The sequence below is a fragment of the Microbacterium gorillae genome (assembly GCF_000826185.2).
GTDB classification, from domain to species: Bacteria; Actinomycetota; Actinomycetes; order Actinomycetales; family Microbacteriaceae; genus Microbacterium; species Microbacterium gorillae.
Genome location: NZ_LN648873.1, coordinates 98,403 through 117,828, shown reverse-complemented (window position 1 = coordinate 117,828; position 19,426 = coordinate 98,403). Strand labels below are relative to the sequence as shown.

General features: G+C 69.2%; 18 protein-coding genes. 3 read left to right on the top strand and 15 right to left on the bottom strand.

Annotated elements, in window-relative coordinates; translation table 11 throughout:
- Nucleotides 1-60: 60 nt before the first annotated feature.
- The 3 genes from BN1193_RS03530 to BN1193_RS03520 form a co-directional block, all read right to left on the bottom strand.
- Entirely contained in the window at nucleotides 61-1,392 is a 1,332-nt protein-coding gene (locus tag BN1193_RS03530) for a class II 3-deoxy-7-phosphoheptulonate synthase (protein WP_040164132.1), read from the bottom strand.
- An 83-nt stretch (nucleotides 1,393-1,475) separates the two neighbouring features.
- Complete coding sequence (locus BN1193_RS03525) at nucleotides 1,476-2,168, bottom strand: lysophospholipid acyltransferase family protein (RefSeq protein WP_040164130.1); 693 nt, start codon at nucleotides 2,166-2,168, stop codon at nucleotides 1,476-1,478.
- Nucleotides 2,168-3,109 (bottom strand): ROK family glucokinase, encoded by a 942-nt coding sequence (locus BN1193_RS03520; RefSeq protein WP_040164128.1) that lies wholly within the window; start codon nucleotides 3,107-3,109, stop codon nucleotides 2,168-2,170. The genes BN1193_RS03525 and BN1193_RS03520 overlap by 1 nt, the downstream gene beginning before the upstream one ends.
- Before the next feature lie 227 nt (nucleotides 3,110-3,336).
- Between BN1193_RS03520 and BN1193_RS03515 the strand changes: the two genes are divergently transcribed.
- Entirely contained in the window at nucleotides 3,337-5,169 is a 1,833-nt protein-coding gene (locus BN1193_RS03515; protein ID WP_040164126.1) for an AMP-dependent synthetase/ligase, read from the top strand.
- 56 nt (nucleotides 5,170-5,225) lie between these two features.
- On the opposite strand, the gene def is transcribed toward BN1193_RS03515, so the two are convergent.
- From def to BN1193_RS03500, 3 genes are all read right to left on the bottom strand, one after another.
- Nucleotides 5,226-5,717, bottom strand: coding sequence for a peptide deformylase (def, locus tag BN1193_RS03510; RefSeq protein WP_040164124.1), 492 nt, complete (start codon nucleotides 5,715-5,717; stop codon nucleotides 5,226-5,228).
- Nucleotide 5,718: 1 nt separating this feature from the next.
- Nucleotides 5,719-7,941, bottom strand: a complete 2,223-nt coding sequence (locus tag BN1193_RS18120) for a MinD/ParA family ATP-binding protein (RefSeq protein ID WP_230206399.1) — start codon at nucleotides 7,939-7,941, stop codon at nucleotides 5,719-5,721.
- Nucleotides 7,942-8,021: 80 nt separating this feature from the next.
- The gene (locus BN1193_RS03500) at nucleotides 8,022-11,429 is read right to left on the bottom strand and encodes a pyruvate carboxylase (RefSeq protein WP_040164123.1); all 3,408 of its coding nucleotides are present in this window, start codon (nucleotides 11,427-11,429) and stop codon (nucleotides 8,022-8,024) included.
- A gap of 72 nt (nucleotides 11,430-11,501) precedes the next feature.
- Between BN1193_RS03500 and BN1193_RS03495 the strand changes: the two genes are divergently transcribed.
- Entirely contained in the window at nucleotides 11,502-12,326 is an 825-nt protein-coding gene (locus BN1193_RS03495; RefSeq protein ID WP_040164609.1) for a ParA family protein, read from the top strand.
- A 63-nt stretch (nucleotides 12,327-12,389) separates the two neighbouring features.
- Here the strand turns inward: BN1193_RS03495 and BN1193_RS03490 are convergent, their stop codons facing one another.
- The 5 genes from BN1193_RS03490 to BN1193_RS03470 form a co-directional block, all read right to left on the bottom strand.
- A complete protein-coding gene (locus tag BN1193_RS03490; protein ID WP_052460393.1) occupies nucleotides 12,390-13,430 on the bottom strand; it encodes a hypothetical protein in 1,041 nt (346 codons plus the stop codon).
- A gap of 19 nt (nucleotides 13,431-13,449) precedes the next feature.
- Complete coding sequence (locus BN1193_RS03485) at nucleotides 13,450-13,839, bottom strand: VOC family protein (RefSeq protein ID WP_040164122.1); 390 nt, start codon at nucleotides 13,837-13,839, stop codon at nucleotides 13,450-13,452.
- A 10-nt stretch (nucleotides 13,840-13,849) separates the two neighbouring features.
- Nucleotides 13,850-14,392 carry a MerR family transcriptional regulator gene (locus BN1193_RS03480; RefSeq protein WP_040164120.1) on the bottom strand — a complete coding sequence of 181 codons (543 nt, stop codon included), beginning with the start codon at nucleotides 14,390-14,392 and terminating at the stop codon, nucleotides 13,850-13,852.
- 101 nt (nucleotides 14,393-14,493) lie between these two features.
- Complete coding sequence (gene ftsR / locus BN1193_RS03475; protein ID WP_040164118.1) at nucleotides 14,494-15,174, bottom strand: transcriptional regulator FtsR; 681 nt, start codon at nucleotides 15,172-15,174, stop codon at nucleotides 14,494-14,496.
- The gene (locus BN1193_RS03470) at nucleotides 15,171-15,662 is read right to left on the bottom strand and encodes an FHA domain-containing protein (RefSeq protein WP_040164116.1); all 492 of its coding nucleotides are present in this window, start codon (nucleotides 15,660-15,662) and stop codon (nucleotides 15,171-15,173) included. Before BN1193_RS03470 ends, ftsR begins: the two co-directional genes overlap by 4 nt.
- Nucleotides 15,663-15,753: 91 nt before the next feature.
- On the opposite strand from BN1193_RS03470, the gene lpdA reads away from it, so the two are divergent.
- Nucleotides 15,754-17,151, top strand: a complete 1,398-nt coding sequence (lpdA, locus tag BN1193_RS03465; RefSeq protein ID WP_040164114.1) for a dihydrolipoyl dehydrogenase — start codon at nucleotides 15,754-15,756, stop codon at nucleotides 17,149-17,151.
- A gap of 83 nt (nucleotides 17,152-17,234) precedes the next feature.
- Here the strand turns inward: lpdA and BN1193_RS03460 are convergent, their stop codons facing one another.
- From BN1193_RS03460 to BN1193_RS03445, 4 genes are read right to left on the bottom strand one after another with little or no spacing between them, the layout of a single operon-like run.
- A complete protein-coding gene (locus BN1193_RS03460; protein ID WP_040164112.1) occupies nucleotides 17,235-17,849 on the bottom strand; it encodes a CYTH domain-containing protein in 615 nt (204 codons plus the stop codon).
- Entirely contained in the window at nucleotides 17,842-18,057 is a 216-nt protein-coding gene (locus BN1193_RS03455; RefSeq protein ID WP_040164110.1) for a hypothetical protein, read from the bottom strand. Before BN1193_RS03455 ends, BN1193_RS03460 begins: the two co-directional genes overlap by 8 nt.
- Nucleotides 18,058-18,085: 28 nt before the next feature.
- Nucleotides 18,086-18,784: an NAD(P)H-hydrate epimerase gene (locus tag BN1193_RS03450; protein ID WP_040164108.1), complete on the bottom strand. Its 699-nt coding sequence runs from the start codon at nucleotides 18,782-18,784 to the stop codon at nucleotides 18,086-18,088.
- A gap of 9 nt (nucleotides 18,785-18,793) precedes the next feature.
- Nucleotides 18,794-19,369, bottom strand: coding sequence for a prepilin peptidase (locus BN1193_RS03445; RefSeq protein WP_052460392.1), 576 nt, complete (start codon nucleotides 19,367-19,369; stop codon nucleotides 18,794-18,796).
- Nucleotides 19,370-19,426: the final 57 nt, after the last annotated feature.

Here is a 19,426-nt window from a genome sequence, read left to right as displayed (position 1 = left end):
GGCCGAGAAACCGCGCAATGCGGGGTGTTTCGGCCGTGCCCGGGTGTTTCGCGGAAAAGGTCAGCGGTTCTCGAGCTGCTCCGCCACGAGGAAGGCGAGCTCGAGGGACTGCATGTGGTTCAGGCGCGGGTCGCACAGCGACTCGTAGCGCGTCGCCAGGGTCGCCTCGTCGATCATCTCGGATCCGCCGAGGCACTCGGTGACGTCGTCACCGGTCAGCTCGACGTGGATGCCGCCCGGATGGGTACCGGCCGCGCGATGAGATTCGAAGAACCCGACGACCTCGTCGACGACGTCCTCGAAGCGGCGCGTCTTGTAGCCGGTCGGCGTCGTGATGCCGTTGCCGTGCATCGGGTCGGTGACCCACAGCGGCGTCGCATCCGCGGACTTGATGGCCTCCAGCAGCGGCGGCAGAGCGTCCCGGATCTTGCCCGCCCCCATGCGCGTGATGAAGGTCAGGCGTCCCGGCTCGCGGTTCGGGTCGAGCTTGTCGATCAAGCGCAGCATCGTGTCGATATCCGTCGTGGGACCGAGCTTCACACCGATCGGGTTGCGGATCTTGGAGAAGTAGTCCACGTGCGCGCCGTCGAGCTCACGCGTGCGCTCGCCGATCCAGAGGAAGTGCGCCGACGTGTTGTACGGCGTCTGCGTGCGGGAGTCGATGCGCGTCATGGGCGCCTCGTAGTCCATCAGCAGGCCCTCGTGGCCGGTGTAGAAGTCGACGCGCTTGAGCTCCTCGAAGTCCGCCCCGGCGGCCTCCATGAACTTGATGGCACGATCGATCTCCGCGGCCAGACCCTCGTACCGGGCGTTCGCGGGGTTCGAGGCGAAGCCCTTGTTCCAGCTGTGCACCTCGCGAAGATCCGCGAAGCCGCCCTGAGTGAACGCGCGGATGAGGTTCAGCGTCGACGCGGCCATGTGGTAGCCCTGCAGCAGACGCTGCGGGTCGGCCACGCGAGACTTCTCGGTGAAATCGAAGCCGTTGACGATGTCGCCGCGGTAGGCCGGCAGCGTGACGTCACCGCGGGTCTCGGTGTCGCTCGAACGCGGTTTGGCGAACTGCCCCGCCATGCGTCCCATCTTGATGACCGGCATGGACGCGCCGTAGGTCAGGACGACCGCCATCTGCAGGATCGTCTTGATCCGGTTGCGGATGTTGTCGGCGTTGGCACCGGCGAACGTCTCGGCGCAGTCGCCGCCCTGCAGCAGGAACGCCTCACCGGCCGCCGCGCGACCGAGTTTCTCGCGGAGCTGGTCGACCTCGCCGGCGAACACCAGCGGCGGGAAGGATGCGAGTCGCTGCGAGGCGTCGGCGACGGCGGCCGCATCGGGCCACTGCGGCTGCTGCTTGATGGGAAGGGAGCGCCACGAATCGAGGTCTGCGAGGGACATTACTTGATCGTATCGCCCTGCAGACGGTGCTCCGGACCGTACGACGGCGTCCGCGACGGCAGGTTACGCCGCCGCTGCCGACGTCACTTCCGACGGGGCGCGCGGAGGCGATCTTTGACGGTCGAGGCGTACACGTCCTCGTAGGTCTGCTCGCCGAGCTGCTGCAGCGAGACCATGATCTCGTCGGTGATGCTGCGCAGGATGTACCGGTCGGATTCCATGCCCTCGAAGCGGGAGAAATCGAGCGGTTCACCGATCACGACTCCGACCCGCTGGATGCGCGGCATGCGCTGTCCGATGGGCATCATCGTGTCGGTGTCGACCATGATCACGGGCACCACGGGAACCTTCGCCTCCAGCGCCATCCGAGCGATGCCGGTGCGCCCGCGGTACAGGTGCCCGTCGGGACTGCGCGTTCCCTCCGGGTAGATGCCGAGCAGGTCCCCCCGGCCGAGGACGCGCAGGCCGGTGTTCAGCGAGGCTTCGGAGGCCTTGCCGCCGGAGCGGTCGATGGGGAGCTGACCGGTGCCCTTGAAGAACATCCGGGTGGCCCAGCCCTTGATCCCCTTGCCGGTGAAGTAGTCGCTCTTGGCCAGGAACGACACCGGGCGATCGATCATCAACGGCAGGAAGATCGAATCCGCGAAGGACAGGTGGTTGCTGGCCAGGATGGCCGCGCCGGTGCGCGGGATGTGGACGCGTCCGGTCACCCACGGCCGGAAGATCGCCTTGATGATCGGCCCGATGACGACGTACTTCATCAGCCAGTAGAACATCAGTGACGTCCTTCCCGAGCGAGATCGCCCACCCCGATCACTCCGGCGTCGTTGACCAGACGCGCGATCGCGAAGTCCGCGCCCGGGCGGTTGCCGTGTGCCGGCACCGCCGTCGCGTAGGCTTCGCGCATCGGTGCCAGCAGAATCTCACCGAGCTGTGAGACGCCGCCACCGATCACGAACAGTTCCGGATCGAACGCCGCCTGGAACGTGCCGCAGGCCTCCCCCAGGGCGGACGAGATCCGGCGCAGCGCCTCGATCGCTCCGCTGTCCCCGGCGCTGACCAGCCCCGAGATCGTGCGCCCGTCGAGGGTGCCCTCGCTCTCCCGTGCCGCGGCCAGCGCAGAGCCGATCCCGCCTGCATCCGCGAGCTCACCGGCGATGCGCTGGAGCGCGCGTCCGGACGCGTACTGCTCGATGCACCCGTGCTGTCCGCACCCGCACTGGAGACCGTCGCGCTGGAAGCGCATGTGGCCGAGTTCGCCGGCGGACCCGTGTCCGCCGCGGTACAGCGCGCCCTCGGTGATCACGGCTCCGCCGATTCCGGTGCCGATCGTGAGCATGATCATGTTGCGCGTGCCGCTTCCGGCCCCGAACCGGTACTCCGCCCATCCAGCCGCATTGGCATCGTTCTCGATCACCACGGGCAGTCCGACGCGTGGTTCGATGCGCGCGCGCAGCGGCTCATCGCGCCAGGCGATGTTGGCGGCGTAGGTCACCACCGATCGGTCTCGATCGATGAAGCCGGCGGCCGCGATCCCCACCGCGCCGACGGACGGGTGACGCTGCGAAAGGTCTGTGATCATGGCGACCACGGCGTCCTCGATCTCACGCGGGTCGCGCGGCGTGGGCACTCGGAGTGGGTCGATCAGGCCGCCCGAGGCGTCGACCACACCGCCGGCGATCTTGGTTCCCCCGATGTCGATGCCGACTGTGAGCAACTCGCGCGTCCTTCCGTCTTTCGTCGCGCGCGCACGCGACGGTTGGAAGTCTATCGGCGCGGTACGACGCGGTCGGCGCCCACGCCCCGGATCGACCCGGGCTCCCACCGACTTCGACACTGAGTGCCACGTCATCGGGTATCTGGTGCCATAGACTCGAGGAGACGACGGCACGTGAACCCGCGCGCCGCGTCGTGCACGTCCTGTCCGGTACCGAAGGAGCTGCCGTGGTTGAATTCGACATCCCTGCCATCGTCCCCGCCGATCCCGAAGCGAACGTCACCGATCTGCTCGAGAAGCGCGTCGCGGCCACCCCGGATCTCGCGCTGTTCAGCGTCCCGGTCGGCGATGGCTGGCGAGACGTGACCGCGGCCGAATTCCGCCGGCAGGTGATCGGCCTCGCGAAGGGATTCGTGGCGGCCGGCATCGAGCCCGGCGACAAGGTCGGCTTCCTCGCGCGCACCACCTATGAGTGGTCGCTCGTGGATTTCGCGCTGTTCTACGCCGGCGCCGTGATGGTGCCGATCTACGAGACCAGCTCGCCCAGCCAGATCCAGTGGATCCTGGACAACTCCGGCGCCATCGCGCTGATCGTCGAGTCGGCCGAGCACTTCACCCGCTTCGACGAGGTGGCCGGGGATGTGCCGAACGTCCGCGAGACCTGGCAGCTCGCCCTGGGCGCGATCGACACCCTCACCGCGTCCGGGACCGAGGTGCCCGACGAGGAGATCGAGCGACGCCGCAACATCGCCGTCGGCTCGGACATCGCCACGCTCATCTACACGTCCGGCTCCACCGGGCGTCCGAAGGGCTGCGTGCTCACGCACAGCAACTTCGTGGAGCTCTCGCGCAACTCCGCGAAGAGCCTCGCCGAGGTCGTCGAGCAGCCGGGGTCCTCCACCGTCCTGTTCCTGCCGCTGGCGCACGTCTTCGCGCGCTTCATCGCGATCCTCGCGATCCACTCCGGCGTGCGCACCGGACACCAGCCGGACACCTCGAAACTGGTCCCGACCCTCGGCTCGTTCAAGCCGACGTTCCTCCTGGCCGTGCCGCGCGTGTTCGAGAAGGTCTACAACTCGGCGGAGCAGAAGGCCGAGGCCGGCGGCAAGGGCAAGATCTTCCGCGCCGCCGCGGCTGCCGCGATCGAGCATTCCAAGCGGCGGCAGGACGGCGAGAAGATCCCGTTCGGGCTGAAGGTGAAATTCGCCGTGTTCGACAAGCTCGTCTACGGCAAGCTCCGCGAGGCCATGGGCGGCAACGTGCGCTACGCCGTCTCCGGCTCCGCTCCCCTGGGTGCGCGCCTCGGACACTTCTTCGACAGCCTCGGCATCGCGATCCTGGAGGGCTACGGCCTGACCGAGACCACCGCGCCGGCCACGGTGAACCTCGCCCGCAAGATCAAGATCGGCACGGTCGGTCCGGCGCTGCCGGGCGTCGCGATCCGCCTCGGCGAGGACGACGAGATCCAGGTGCGTGGCGTCAACGTCTTCAAGGAGTACTGGCAGAACCCGGAGGCCACCGCCGAGGCGTTCCTGGACGGTTGGTTCCGCACGGGCGACATCGGCTCGTTCGATCAGGACGGATTCCTCACGATCACCGGTCGCAAGAAGGAGATCCTGGTCACGGCCGGTGGTAAGAACGTCGCCCCGGCCCAGCTCGAGGATCCGATCCGGGCGAACCCGATCGTGGGCCAGGTCGTCGTCGTCGGCGACCAGAAGCCGTTCATCGCCGCACTCGTGACCCTCGACACCGAGATGCTGCCGACCTGGCTCGCCAACAACGGTCTGCCGAAGGACATGTCCCTCGCCGACGCCGCGAAGAACGAGAAGGTCCGCGCCGAGGTGCAGACCGCGATCGACCGCGCCAACAAGACCGTGTCGCGTGCCGAGTCGATCCGGAAGTTCGTGATCCTGCCGACCGAGTTCACGGAGGAGTCCGGACACCTCACGCCGAAAATGTCGATCAAGCGGCACGTGATCGTGAAGGATTTCGCCAGCGAGATCGCCGAGCTGTACGCGGCTCCGGCCCCGGCGACGACGAACGTGTCCGTCACCGGCTGACGCCGTACGACGCAGAACGGCCCGGACGTCTCGTCCGGGCCGTTCTGCGTGGTGCGTCAGAACCAGTCGCTCTCGCGGATCTCCCGCATCGCGACCTTCCGCTCCTCGGGCGTGAGTCGCTGCAGGTAGAGCATGCCGTCCAGGTGGTCGGTCTCGTGCTGCAATGCCTGGGCCATGAGTCCGGTCCCCTCGAGCACGACCTTCTCGCCGTCCAGGTCGACGCCCTCCACGCGGGCGTAGGGGTGACGCAGCGCGTCGTGCCACAGACCCGGGACGGACAGACACCCCTCGCCGGTGGGCACCGGCTCGCCGCGCACCTCGACCACGACCGGGTTGAGGATGTAGCCGACGGAGCCGTCGACGTTGTAGCTGAACGCCCGCAGGTTCACGCCGATCTGCGGGGCCGCGACGCCGGCCCGGCCCGGTTCGCGAACGGTGTCGATGAGGTCGGCGACCAGGGCGCGGACGCCCTCATCGACTTCTCCGACCGGAGCGCTCACGGCGCGGAGCACCGGGTCGCCGAACACCCGGATGGTGCGGATGGCCACCTCAGGCCGCCGACGAGGATGCCCCGCGCAGCGCGGCGATCACGAGCGCGGCCAGTTCCCGAGCCGCGATCCGCGTCTCAGGCTGCAGGTCACGGAAGTGGATCGCGCTGCCGGAGGCGATCTGCGGGTCGTACGGAATCCGGACGACCGCGCGCACGCGGCTGCGGAAGTGGTTCTCGACCTCGGTCATCCGCACGACGGGCGCGCCCGAGGACGTCTGGTTGAGCACGACGACGGCCTCCCGGGCGAGCTGGGAGAACCCGTTCGTCTCCAACCAGGTCAGCGTCTCGGACGCCAACCGCGCCTCATCGACGCTCAATCCGGCGACGATGACGAGCTGATCGGCCAGGTCGAGGGTCGCACCCATGACGGAGTGGACGATACCGGTTCCGGTATCGGTCAGCACGACCGAGTAGTACCGGCTCGCGACCTCCGCGACATCACGGTAATCCTCGTCGCTGAACGCCTCGGAGACCCGGGGGTCGGCGTCGCTGGCGAGGACGTCCAGGCGCGTCTCGTCGCGCGCGACGATGCCGGACAGGTCGTTGTAGCCGTTGATCTGGTCGCGAGCGCGCACCAGATCGCGGACCGTCTTCGGCGTCGTGCGGCTGATCCGCTCGGCCAGGGTGCCCCGGTCGGGGTTGGCGTCCACGGCGACGATGCGGTCATCACGGGCGTCCGCGAGAGCCATGCCGACCAGGGTGGTGACCGTCGTCTTGCCGACGCCGCCCTTCCGGGAGAGGACGGGTACGAAGCGGGAGCCGCCGGTCAACGGCGCGGCGATGCGTGCGGTCAGCGCCTTGCGCTCACGCGCGCGCTTGCCGTCGCCGATGTTGATGCGGCGGCCGGAGACGGTGTACAGGAAGTGGCTCCAGGCGCCCTCCGGCTCCGGCTTGACGAGCTGGTGCGGGTCAAGGAGGCGATCGGCGGTGAGCAGGTCGGCGCTTTCCCGGCTGGCATCGCCGCCGAGCTGGTCCAGACGCTTGGACTGCAGCGGAACCTCGCCCGTGGCACGGGTGGCCACGCGCTCGTTCTCGTGCGCATCCCGACGCAGGCGCACCGGCTTGTTCTCAGTCTCCGCCACGTCGTCCTCCTCGACGGCACGCTGCCCCCTCGGCAACTGCTCGGTCTCAGTCTGACTCACGGCGTCGTCGTTCGCGACGTCCTCCGTGGCGTGGGCCGACGACGCGGCCGGGCGCGGGGACTTCACAAGGGCTGGCGCGACCTCGGCCTCATCCGCCGCACGCTCGGCTTCCGCGGCACGCTCCGCCTCCGCAGCAGCCTCGGCCTCGGCAGCACGCTCGGCCTCCGCAGCAGCCTCAGCCTCAGCGGCACGCTCAGCTTCCGCGGCACGCTCGGCTTCCGCAGCACGCTCCGCTTCCGCGGCACGTTCGGCTTCCGCGGCACGCTCCGCCTCCGCGGCACGCTCCGCCTCCGCAGCAGCCTCAGCCTCGGCAGCGCGCTCGGCCTCCGCGGCACGCTCGGCCTCTGCAGCGGCCTCAGCCTCGGCAGCAGCCTCGGCCTCCGCCGCAGCCGCGCTTTCCACCTCAGCTGCGCGCTCGGCTTCGCGTGCGGCACGGCGTTCTGCCTGCTTGCGCTTCTTCTTGGACGGCCGAGAGGACTGCGAAACGGGCGCGGCGGCGATGGCCGGCTCCTGCACGTCGGACTCGTCAGGATGCTTCTCGTCGGCGTCGGCGTTCGCGGCGTCGTCCGTGTCGTCTGCGTCCTCGTCCACGGCGTCGGGCTGCGCAACGGCGGAATCATCCGACACGACGGGCTCGTCCTCGGCACGTGCAGCGGCGTCGTCAGCGTCCGCCACGGCGACGGACTCGTCCGCCGCGGCGACCGATTCCTCGGATTCGTCCGTGACCGCCGGGTTCTCACCCTCGTGGTCAGCGCCGTCCGCGTCCGCTCGGTCGACGTCTTCGGGCTCTGCCTCTTCCCCGTCCTCGTCCTCCGAGACCAGTTCGGCCTCGACGGTCTCGACGTGCTCGGTGTCCTCGCCGGCGACGTCCCCGGCCGTGTCACGGTCGGCGACGTCGCCGGAGAGGATCGAGTCGAAGAGCAGTGAGACGTCGTCATCATCCACGACGTCGTCGTCGATGTCCTCGGTCTCCTCGGGGAGCACGACGTTCACGTGCGCCGTGTTCGTCCCGAGGAAGCCGAGTCCGGACGTGTCGATCATCCCGGTGTCGGCGAGAACGCCGTTTTCGGGTTCGTCCATCGGCGCCTGCGGATTGAGGTCAGACGTCACTGCTTTTCACACTCCAAGCGTGGGGCGCGGGGCGGTCCCGCGAGCCTAGATTATGAGGTGGGCCGCACGACGACCAGCAGATCACCGGCTTCCACCTGCTGCGCACCGGTGATGGCGAGCCGCTCCACGACACCCGAAACGGGACTCGTGATACCCGCTTCCATCTTCATCGCCTCGATCGAGGCGACGGGTGCACCAGCCTCCACCTTATCTCCCACCTGCACCTTGAGCGTCACGACGCCGGAGAAGGGCGCCGCCACCTGACCCGGCTTGGAGGTGTCGGCCTTCTCCGAATCGCGGTCCTCCACGGCGATGCTGCGATCCCGGACGAACACCGGACGAAGCTGACCGTTCATCGTCGTCATGACCGTCCGCATGCCCTTGGCGTCGGCTTCACCGATCGCCTCGAGGCCGAAGAACAGCTGCACGCCACGGCCCAGCTCGACCTTGTGCTCGACACCCGGCTCCAGGCCGTAGAGGTAGTCGGTGGTGTCCAGCGCGGACAGGTCGCCGTAGGCCTCGCGACCCTCCGTGAAGATGCGGGTCGGCGCCGGGAACAGCAGGGTGTTCAGCATGCTGCGACGCTCCGCGGAGCTGCCGGCCAGCGCGGCCTCCTGCTCGTCGGTGATCGGCGTGACGCCGATCTTGACCTCGCGACCGGCGAGGACCTTCGAGCGGAACGGCTCCGGCCAACCGCCGGGCAGGTCGCCGAGTTCGCCCGCCATGAAGCCGACGACCGAGTCCGGGACGTCGTACTTCTCCGGGTTCGCCTCGAAGTCCGCGGGATCGGCCTTCACTGCGGCGAGGTGCAGCGCGAGGTCACCGACGACCTTGGACGACGGCGTGACCTTCGGCACGCGGCCGAGGATGCGGTTCGCCTCGGCGTACATGTCCTCGATGAGCTCGAAATCGTCCGCCAGGCCCAGCGCGATGGCCTGCTGGCGCAGGTTGGACAGCTGTCCGCCCGGGATCTCGTGGTGGTACACGCGACCGGTCGGGCCGGGCAGTCCCGACTCGAACGGTGCGTACACGTTGCGCACGGCCTCCCAGTAGGGCTCGAGATCCGAAACCGACTGCAGGTCCAGCCCGGTGTCCCGCTCGGTGTGCGCGAGCGCGGCGACCAGTGCCGACATCGAGGGCTGGCTCGTGGTGCCGGACATGGGCGCCGAGGCGACGTCCACCGCGTCCGCGCCGGCTTCCGAGGCCGCGAGCAGCGTCGCGAGCTGGCCGCCCGCGGTGTCATGCGTGTGGACGTGGACCGGAACGTCGAACCGCTCGCGCAGGGCAGCGACGAGCTTGCGCGCCGCCGCCGGCCGCAGCAGGCCGGCCATGTCCTTGATGCCGATGATGTGGGCGCCGGCAGCGACCATCTTGTCGGCGAGGTTGAGGTAGTAATCCAGCGTGTACAGGTCCTCGTCCGGGCTGAGCAGGTCGCCCGTGTAGCACAGCGCCGCCTCCGCGACCGCGGTGCCGGTGGCGACGACCGACTCGATCGCCGGACGCATCTGCTCGACGTCGTTCAGGGCGTCGAAGATGCGGAAGATGTCCACACCGCTGGCCGCGGCCTCCTTCACGAAGGCGTCCGTGACCTCGGTCGGGTACGGCGTGTACCCGACGGTGTTGCGTCCGCGCAGCAGCATCTGGATCGCGACGTTCGGCAGCGCCTCGCGCAGCTTGTCCAGGCGCTCCCACGGGTCCTCACCCAGGAAGCGCAGCGCGACGTCGTACGTCGCACCGCCCCAGGCCTCGACCGACAGCAGCTGGGGCAGCAGGCGCGCCTCGTAGGGCGCGACCGCGAGCAGGTCCTTGCTGCGCACGCGCGTCGCCAGCAGCGACTGGTGGGCGTCACGGAAGGTGGTGTCGGTGACGGCCAGGGCGGTCTGCTCGCGCAGCGCCTTGGCGAAACCCGCCGGGCCGAGCTCGAGCAGCTGCTGGCGCGAGCCGTTCGGGGCGGGAGCCGTCAGGTCGATCGTGGGCAGCTTGCTGACCGGGTCCAGGTGCACCGGGTTCTCGCCGTTGGGCTTGTTCACCGTGGTGTCGACGAGCCAGTTGAGCATCTTGGTGCCGCGGTCCTTCGACTCACGCCCCTGCACCAGCTCCGGGCGCTCGTCGATGAACGAGGTCGACAGGTTGCCGGCCACGAAGTCCGGGTCATCGAGGACGCGCTGCAGGAACGGGATGTTCGTGGACACGCCGCGGATCCGGAACTCGGCCAGAGCACGGCGGGCGCGCGAGACGGCCGCCTCGAAGTCGCGGCCCCGGCAGGTGAGCTTGGAGAGCATCGAGTCGAAGTAGGGGCTGATCTGCGACCCGGCCGCGGTGGTTCCACCGTCGAGGCGGATGCCGGCGCCACCGGGCGAGCGGTACGTGGTGATCTTGCCCGTGTCCGGGCGGAAGCCCTGTGACGGGTCCTCCGTGGTGATGCGGCACTGCAGCGCGGCACCGCGCAGGTGGATGTCGTCCTGCTCGAGGTTCAGCTCGGCCAGCGTCGCACCGGCGGCGATGCGCATCTGCGCCTGCACCAGGTCGACGTCGGTGACCTCCTCGGTCACGGTGTGCTCGACCTGGATGCGCGGGTTCATCTCGATGAAGACGACCTCGCCCGTGCGGGGTCCTGCGGTCTCCAGCAGGAACTCGACGGTGCCGGCGTTCTGGTAGCCGATCGACTCGGCGAAGGCGATCGCGTAGCGGTGCAGGTCGTCCTTGATGTCCTGGGCCAGGTTCGGCGCCGGCGCGATCTCGATGACCTTCTGGTGGCGGCGCTGGACGGAGCAGTCGCGCTCGAACAGGTGCACGGTGTGGCCGTGTGTGTCAGCAAGGACCTGCACCTCGACGTGACGCGGACGCAGCACCGCCTGCTCGAGGAACATCCGCGGGTCGCCGAAGGCGGAGCCGGCCTCACGCATCGCCTCGGCCAGGGCCGGAGCGAGCTCGTCCTTCGACTCGACGCGACGCATGCCACGACCGCCGCCACCGGCGACGGCCTTCGCGAACAGCGGGAAGCCGATCTCGTCGGCCTGCGCGACCAGCGCGTCGATGTCATCCGAGGCGGGGGTGGAACGGAGCACCGGGACGCCCGCGGCGATCGCGTGCTCCTTCGCGGTGACCTTGTTCCCGGCCATCTCCAGCACGTGCGAGGGCGGACCGATGAAGGTGATGCCGTTCTCGGCGGCCTTGGCCGCGAGGTCCGGGTTCTCGGAGAGGAACCCGTAGCCCGGGTAGATCGCGTCAGCGCCGGCGTCGAGAGCGACGCGGATGATCTCGTCAACGTCGAGGTACGCCTGAACCGGGTGCCCCTCCTCGCCGATCTGGTAGGACTCGTCCGCCTTCAGACGATGCAGGCTGTACCGGTCCTCGTACGGGAACACTGCCACCGTCCGGGCACCGACCTCGTAGGCGGCTCGAAACGCGCGAATCGCGATCTCTCCACGATTCGCGACCAAGATCTTCGTGAACATGGGGCCTCTGACTTCCATGAGAAATGGGGGTGGATGGCTCTCACAGCCTAGGGGACGGTAACGTGGATGATTGTGCACGTACTCAGCGTCAGCTCTTTGAAAGGCGGAGTCGGCAAGACCACGGTCACTCTCGGTCTCGCCTCCGCCGCATTCGCGCGCGGAATCCGCACCCTCGTCGTCGACCTGGACCCCCAGTCAGACGTCTCGACGGGTATGGACATCCAGGTCGCCGGTCGCCTCAACATCGCCGATGTCCTGGCGAACCCGAAGGAGCGCGTGGTCCGCCAGGCGATCACCTCCTCCGGCTGGGCGAAGGTGCATCCGGGGACGATCGATGTGCTCATCGGCAGCCCCTCCGCGATCAACTTCGACGGACCGCACCCGTCCGTGCGCGACGTGTGGAAGCTCGAGGAGGCCCTGGCCACCATCGAGGCCGACTACGACCTCGTGCTGATCGACTGCGCGCCGTCGCTGAACGCCCTGACCCGCACGGCGTGGGCGGCGTCGGACCGCGTGATCGTCGTCACCGAGCCGGGATTGTTCTCCGTCGCCGCCGCGGACCGCGCCCTGCGCGCGATCGAAGAGATCCGCCGCGGCCTCTCCCCCCGTTTGCAGCCGCTCGGCATCGTCGTGAACCGCGTGCGTCCGCAGTCCATCGAGCACCAGTTCCGGATCAAGGAACTGCGCGACATGTTCGGCCCGCTCGTGCTCTCGCCGCAGCTGCCGGAGCGCACCTCCCTGCAGCAGGCTCAGGGCGCCGCGAAGCCCCTGCACATCTGGCCCGGCGACTCCGCGCAGGAGCTCGCCGCCGACTTCGATGCTCTCCTGGACCGCATCATGCGCTCCGGACGCATCCCCGCCCCCGGCGAGACCGCCGTCGCCGCGGAAAAGGCGTAACACCGCGTCACACGGGCCTCCGGAAGCACTTCCGGGGGCCCGTTTCGCATGTCCGGTTCGCTGTCAGACCAGGTGCCAGACGCCGTCGTCATCGAGCGTGGCTGCACGCGGCGCCCCGGCCGGACGCAAGACATCGGTGAGCCAGAAGGTGGCGTCCGGGTCCCAACCCGCGATGACGCTGGCGGTGTCATCCGATACATCGATCACGGTGCCGGCGGCGGCGAGATAGGCGGCCGCCGTCAGATGAACTCCGTCCCAGTGCTCGCCGACGCGCTCCCAGTCCGGCACGACCCAGGCTCCGGCGCGGCCGGTGGTCCGAAACCAGTCGTGCCGCTTCGAGGCGGTGACATCCAACGGGTACTCGCGGCACAGCGCCGCCCAATCCGCGGCGGAGCGGATCTCGAACACGCGTCCGGTCGCCGTGATCGGGTGCAGATGCGCCCGGTGCCACCCCGCACCGTCCTCGACGAGGGACAGCGCCTCCGGAAGTCGGGCCACGGTGTGCGGCACACCCCAGGGCACGGACCACCACGCTCCACTGAACATCGCGGCCGGGTCGACGGGCCGGTCCCGCTGTGCTCGCTCCTCGTTCTCCACGGCGTCGTGCCGCCCCCGATGATTCGCTGCGGCCACGGCGAGGTCCGGGGCCGCCAGATCGTCACCCCAGGTGACGACCCACTGCTCTGCGGCGGCCGGCTCGTCCCAACACCCGGGGGCGAGAACGGCAACCCGACGTGCCGTCTCCGCGAGGGCCGCGCGAACCACGGGAACGGCGCCCAGAACTTGCCTGCCCATCGGCTCCTGCCAGTAGCGCGCGCACTCCACCGACTGCGTGAAGGCGCGAGCGATCGTTTGCGGTGTCGGGTGAGATGCGCGCTCGGTGATCAGCGCAGCCACCTCCTCCGGGGTGACGACCGGATCCTGCCCGACCTCGTCATCGTCGTCCGAAAATCGGATGACCGCCATCGCGGGTGTGCCGTACACCGGGTCGATGATCGTCGATGCCCAGAACCACGCCCCGTGGACCGCTTCATCGTCCGTGGCGACGTCGTGGCACAGCCAGCGGCCGCGCGGCCCGGCCAGCAGCTGCTCCGCGGTGACCATGGCTCTCCCTTCGCCTCGATCAGTCGTCAGCGGCGACGACCTCGATCTTGAACCCGGTGGCGTTCTCCAGCCAGCCGGCGTAGTGGTCCGGTCCCCCGGCGTGCGGGAAGCGCTCGTGGTACAGCGGGGTCCAGCCATGAGCGGACCCGGCCGCCATGATCGCGTCCGCGGCACCGCGGTCCGGAACCGTGAACGCCAGATGATTCACCCCCGGACGTCGGCGGTCGTGCGGGTCGTCGGTGAGGTTCGGCGAACCGGTCAGCGTGAGGTACGCGCCACCGTCGCTCCAGGTCTCCCCGTCCGGCCAGGTCGCCGTGCGGGTGTAACCGAGCGCGGTCAGCAACCAGCGCCAGTCATCGAGCCGATCGCCGGATTCGGCGATCCAGATCTCGACGTGGTGCAGCGGCACGACGCGTGCGTCAGGCGGTGCGCTTCGCGCGGCGAGCCGCGAGTTCGTCGACGGGGTCCGGCGCCGTGGGATCGAACTGCACGAGCGTCGATTCCACCTCGCGCAGGACCTTGCCGACGGCGATGCCGAAGACGCCCTGACCACGGCTCACCAGGTCGATAACCTCGTCGCTGGAGGTGCAGAGGTAGACCGACGCGCCGTCGGACATCAGGGTCGTGCCGGCGAGGTCGCGGATGCCCGCGGCGCGCAGCTGCTCGACGGCGATGCGGATCTGCTGCAGGGAGATGCCGGTGTCCAGCAGACGCTTGACGAGCTTGAGAACGAGGATGTCGCGGAAACCGTAGAGCCGCTGCGAGCCGGACCCGGACGCGCCACGCACGGTCGGCTCCACGAGCTCGGTGCGGGCCCAGTAGTCCAGCTGGCGGTAGGTGATGCCGGCGGCGCGAGCCGCCTGAGCACCGCGGTAGCCGACCTCGTTACCGAGTTCCGGCATGCCATCCGTGAAGAGCAGGTCCGCTGTGAGGTCCGTGCCATCGCCCTCGTCGAGCTCCATGCCCGCACCTCCTCAGAAAAACTCTCAACTACCACTCCAAAGTTAGAGCAGTCCCTCTCGCCGACCAACGACATCCGCGAATCGAATTCGGCGTGTCGTCATCATGACAGCATGCGCTCCACCGCGCTCGTCAGGAAGATCTTCCGTACGTCGTCCATGCGCGCGGCCAGTTCCGGCACGAGCTCGTCCGCGCGGGCTCGCGAGGTCGCGTCCGTCCGCCGCAGCAGCGTGGACATCGACGACTCGATCAGCGCCGCGTCGCGCTCGGCGGCCTGCTTCAGGCTGCGGACGTGGCGCGGTTCGATGCCGTGCCGGTCCAGCCCCACCAAGCCGCGCAGCAATGCCAGGGTGGACTCCCCGTAGGTGTCCGACGCGGCGATGAGGCCCGTGGAGATCGCGTCGTTGAGCAGCTGCGGCGCGGCTCCCGCGGCGTGGAGCAGATCCGCGCGGTCGTAACGGCGCGACGCGACGTGGATCGAGGGCGGAGCCGGTACCGCGGGCTCGCGTCCGGCGTCCCGATCGTCCAGGTACTCCCGAATGACCTGCAGCGGCAGGTAGTGATCACGCTGCAGGGTCAGCGCCAGCGTCAACCGCTCGAGGTCGGCCGGCGAGAACTTGCGGTAGCCGGACGGGGTGCGCGCCGGCGTGACGATGCCCTGCACCTCCAGGAAGCGCAACTTGGAGCTCGTCAGAGCGGGAAACTCGGGCGAGAGCCGCGCCAGCACCTGACCGATGCTCAGCAGGCCCGCCGCCGCACGATCGCGGGCGGCGGCCGCCATCATCCCTCTGCCTGAATGTCGGCAGGCGAAACGAAGAAGTTCAACCGGAACTTGCCGATGCGAACCTCGGAGCCGTTGCGCAGCACGCCGCGATCGACGCGTTCGCCATCGAGATACGTGCCGTTCAGCGAACGCTGGTCGATGATGTCGAACGCGCTGCCGGAGCGGGTGATCTCGGCGTGACGGCGCGAAACCGTGACGTCGTCGAAGAAGATGTCAGCCTCGGGGTGGCGGCCGATCGTGGTCACGTCCGTGTCCACGAGATAGCGCGCGCCCGCAGTCGGACCGGAGCGCACGAGGAAGAGAGCGGAACCCGAGGGCAACGCCTCGATCGCCGCGATCTCCGTCTCGGTCAGCTCCGCACCGAACGGCACGAAGGACAGATCGGAATCGTGACCCCCGAACGTCTGGGTCGTATCCGTCCCGCGATCGAGGTGGTCGCCGTCACGACGAACCTGGTTCAGCCCGTTACCTGCTTCAGACACGCTCATCCTCCTCCGCCCCAGCCTAGCCGATCGGCACCCGCCGACGACAGTCGGTGCACAGTCCGCGCGCGATGCGCGGAGCGGTAGGCTTTCAGTCATGCCTCATTTCGACGTCGTCATCCTCGGCGCGGGTCCCGGCGGGTACGTCGCGGCCGTGCGCAGCGCCCAGCTCGGACTCTCCACCGCCATCATCGAAGAGAAGTACTGGGGCGGTGTCTGCCTCAACGTGGGCTGCATCCCTTCCAAGGCTCTGATCAAGAACGCCGAGCTGGCGCACACGCTCAAGCACAAGGCGAAGATGTTCGGCATCTCGGGTGAGACCTCGATGGACTACGGCGTCGCCTGGGACCGCAGCCGTGAGGTCGCGGACGGCCGCGTCAAGGGCATCCACTACCTGATGAAGAAGAACAAGGTCACGGAGTTCGACGGCCGTGGCACGTTCACCGACGCGAACACGATCCAGGTCGCGAAGTCGGACGGCTCCAGCGAGACCGTCACCTTCGACAACGCGATCATCGCGACCGGCTCGAAGGTCCGCCTGCTGCCCGGCGTCTCGCTCAGCGAGAACGTCGTGACGTACGAGGAGCAGATCCTCGGCCGCGAACTGCCCGGTTCGATCGTCATCGTCGGCGCCGGTGCCATCGGCATGGAGTTCGCGTACGTGCTGACCAATTACGGCGTCAAGGTCACCATCATCGAGTTCCTGGACCGCGCCCTGCCGAACGAGGACGCGGACGTCTCCAAGGAGATCCAGAAGCAGTACCGCAACTACGGCGTCGACATCCTCACCTCCACGCGCGTCGACTCCGTCGTCGACGAGGGTGGCCGGGTCACGGTCAGCTACACCGCCAAGGATGGCAAGGCCGACCAGATCGTCGCCGACAAGGTGCTCATGTCGGTCGGCTTCGCGCCGAACGTCGAGGGCTTCGGTCTGGAGGCCACCGGCGTCGCGCTCACCGACCGCGGCGCGATCGACATCGACGACCACATGCGCACGAACGTGCCGCACATCTACGCGATCGGTGATGTCACCGCGAAGCTGCAGCTCGCGCACGTCGCCGAGGCTCAGGCCGTCGTGGCCGCGGAGACCATCGGCAACGCCGAGACGCAGACGCTCGGCGACTACCGCTTCATGCCGCGCGCCACGTTCTGCTCCCCGCAGGTCGCGTCGTTCGGCCTCACCGAGCAGCAGGCCAAGGACGAGGGCCACGAGATCAAGGTCTCGACGTTCCCGTTCATGGCCAACGGCAAGGCGCACGGTCTGGGCGAGCCGGTCGGCTTCGTCAAGGTCATCGCGGACGCCGAGCACCTCGAGATCCTCGGCGCCCACATGATCGGTCCGGACGTCTCGGAGCTCCTGCCCGAACTGACGCTGGCGCAGAAGTGGGACCTCACCGCGTGGGAGCTGGCCCGCAACGTGCACACGCACCCGACGCTGTCCGAGGCTCTGCAGGAGACCTTCCACGGCCTCACGGGGCACATGATCAACTTCTGAAAGACCGTCACGAACGCCGTCCCGCATCGCGGGGCGGCGTTCGTCGTCTCGACGCTCTCCCGCCGCTCGCTGCGGCGACGTCGTCAGTGCCCGAGGGCGCGGGCGAGCTTGGACGCGGATGAGGCCGGGCGCGCACCGGCGGCGCGAGCGAGGTCCGCGGCGGCGGCGAAGAACGCATCCCGGTCTGCGGGCGCGGCGGCGCCGAGTTCGACCTCCCACTCACGCCAGGTGCGCGTGATGTCCTGACGGAGGTCCGTGGCCTGGACGTGGTCGTCGACGACCTCGGCGATCACGCCGCCGTCCGCATCGAGCAGCTCGAACGCGTGGCGTTCGTTGCGGATGCGCGCGAGGGGGGCCAGAGGAGCGTCGGTCCATTCCCGGGCCGCGGCGAGGACCCCGGCGGGTACCTCATCCCCGGCGATCGGCCAGTGCAACTCGGTGCGAGCACCCTCGATCAGGCGCCCCTTGAGATGCCACCCCTCGTCCGGACCACCGGTACGACGACGGATGGCCACCCCGGCGCGAGCCAGGGCGCCGTCCGCGGAGTCCAGGTAGAGCGCGTCGAGGGGACGCACGTCCGGACCGCTCACCCGCACCACCCCGGGCAGCTGAGCCCAGTCCGGAAACGGCGTGGTCGCGTCGGCGTCGAACGTGACCTCGATCTCGATGCTGCGTGCGGGTTCGTCCGCGTCAGTCATCCGCAGGGTCGATCGGCTCCGTCGCCTCGGTGTATTGGAATTCGGCCGTCGTCGCGCCGTCATCCGATCCCGTGTTCTCCAGCGCACCCACGCGCCGGTAGACGATCTGCCCCTCGGTGTACGGGAGGATCAGCTCATCCTGAGCATCATCCTCGAGCGGGAGGTTCTGCCCATCGAGCGGGCCGCCGGTCAAACGTGCGATAGCCATGATCTGAGCGTACCGGCACGAGGCCGCTTCAACCCCCTGCGAGCCGGGGATATTCACGCGAGCGCGCGTCGACGCATCGAGCCACGGCCTCCGTCCAACCGACCGCCGCCGACTCCGGGATCTCCAGACCGATGTCCGCCAGCAGGAGTTCACCGGTGACCTCCGGGCCACGGCCGCGCGTGAGGCCGCACTTGACCGCCCCGAACGTGACGGTGAGGTCCGCACGCAGGACCGCGGACGCCACGGTCCCGTCGTCGGGATCGAGGCCACTGGGCAGATCGACCGCGACCATCAGTGCCCCGGCCCGCGCACGTGCCGCACCCGCCTCGACCACGGCGGCGGCCGCAGGGCGCAACCGGGGATGTCGCACGCCGGTGCCGAGAATGCCGTCCAGCACGACGGCGACCGAATCCAGCCGAGGGTCCGAGGGCGTCACGACTTCCGCGCCGACCGCGAGCGCCGCAGCCAGTGCGTCCTCATGGACGCGATCGGCTGTCCGCAGGATCAGCAGCGCGCGTTCCAGCTGCGCGGCGGCATACAGCGCGTCACCGCCGTTGTCTCCCGCCCCGGCGAGGACGAGCACAGCCCCCGCACGGTGCGATGCCGCCTCACGGACGACATCGGCCAGGGCTCCCGCGGCCCGTGCCATCAGCGGTACGCCCGCTCGCAGCAACGGCGCTTCGGCATCGCGAACGGCCTCGGCGGTCAGAAGCGGGAGGGGGTTCATGTCGTGAGACTACGCGGCCAGGAACGGGCCGAGGACCACCCCGAGCGCGAGGAACGGCCCGAAGGCGAGCCTGGTCGATCGGGATGCCCGCCGCGCCGCGAGGAGCAGCGCCGCTCCCCCGCCGGCGGTCAGGAAGGTCGACGCGAGGGCGAGCACGTACGGCTCCCACCCCAGCCAGGCGGTGACGGCACCGGTCAGCGCGACGAGCTTGATGTCGCCACCGCCGACGGCGTCGGGAGCCAGCAGGGCCGTCACCGCGAACACTCCGAACGCCACCAAGCCCCCGACGAGCGCGCGCACGAGCCCCGCGCCGTCCCGAACCAGGACAGCACCGGCGGCCGCGACCAGGAGGAATCCGGCCAGTGTCGGCAGCACGAGGGCGTTCGGCAGCCGATGCTCGGCCAGGTCGATCTCCGTCAGCACGGCCAGGACGGCCCCGACGCCGGCCAGAACAGTACCGACCACCCCCGGCGGAGCGATGTCGGCCCGTTCTCCGACGAGCATCGCGAGGACCGCACCCAGCAACGCACCGATCAGCGCCAGGGGCGCATGGTGGAACGGAAGCGGCAGGGGGCGCTCGGACATGTCGGCGATGCTAGGCCGCGGTCCGTGCACGCGCGGAGGTTGTGGACAGCCGTACCG

Bases quoted from the DNA above. Each gene is read 5' to 3' on its own strand.
- BN1193_RS03470 (WP_040164116.1), bottom strand. From the start codon at position 15,662: ATGAGCGTGTCTGAAGCAGGTAACGGGCTGAACCAGGTTCGTCGTGAC.
- BN1193_RS03525 (WP_040164130.1), bottom strand. From the start codon at position 2,168: ATGTTCTACTGGCTGATGAAGTACGTCGTCATCGGGCCGATCATCAAG.
- BN1193_RS03445 (WP_052460392.1), bottom strand. From the start codon at position 19,369: ATGTCCGAGCGCCCCCTGCCGCTTCCGTTCCACCATGCGCCCCTGGCG.
- BN1193_RS03530 (WP_040164132.1), bottom strand. From the start codon at position 1,392: ATGTCCCTCGCAGACCTCGATTCGTGGCGCTCCCTTCCCATCAAGCAG.
- BN1193_RS03460 (WP_040164112.1), bottom strand. From the start codon at position 17,849: ATGACTGACGCGGACGAACCCGCACGCAGCATCGAGATCGAGGTCACG.
- BN1193_RS03500 (WP_040164123.1), bottom strand. From the start codon at position 11,429: ATGTTCACGAAGATCTTGGTCGCGAATCGTGGAGAGATCGCGATTCGC.
- BN1193_RS18120 (WP_230206399.1), bottom strand. From the start codon at position 7,941: ATGGACGAACCCGAAAACGGCGTTCTCGCCGACACCGGGATGATCGAC.
- BN1193_RS03450 (WP_040164108.1), bottom strand. From the start codon at position 18,784: ATGAACCCCCTCCCGCTTCTGACCGCCGAGGCCGTTCGCGATGCCGAA.
- BN1193_RS03480 (WP_040164120.1), bottom strand. From the start codon at position 14,392: ATGGAGCTCGACGAGGGCGATGGCACGGACCTCACAGCGGACCTGCTC.
- BN1193_RS03490 (WP_052460393.1), bottom strand. From the start codon at position 13,430: ATGGTCACCGCGGAGCAGCTGCTGGCCGGGCCGCGCGGCCGCTGGCTG.
- ftsR (WP_040164118.1), bottom strand. From the start codon at position 15,174: ATGATGGCGGCCGCCGCCCGCGATCGTGCGGCGGCGGGCCTGCTGAGC.
- lpdA (WP_040164114.1), top strand. From the start codon at position 15,754: ATGCCTCATTTCGACGTCGTCATCCTCGGCGCGGGTCCCGGCGGGTAC.
- BN1193_RS03455 (WP_040164110.1), bottom strand. From the start codon at position 18,057: ATGGCTATCGCACGTTTGACCGGCGGCCCGCTCGATGGGCAGAACCTC.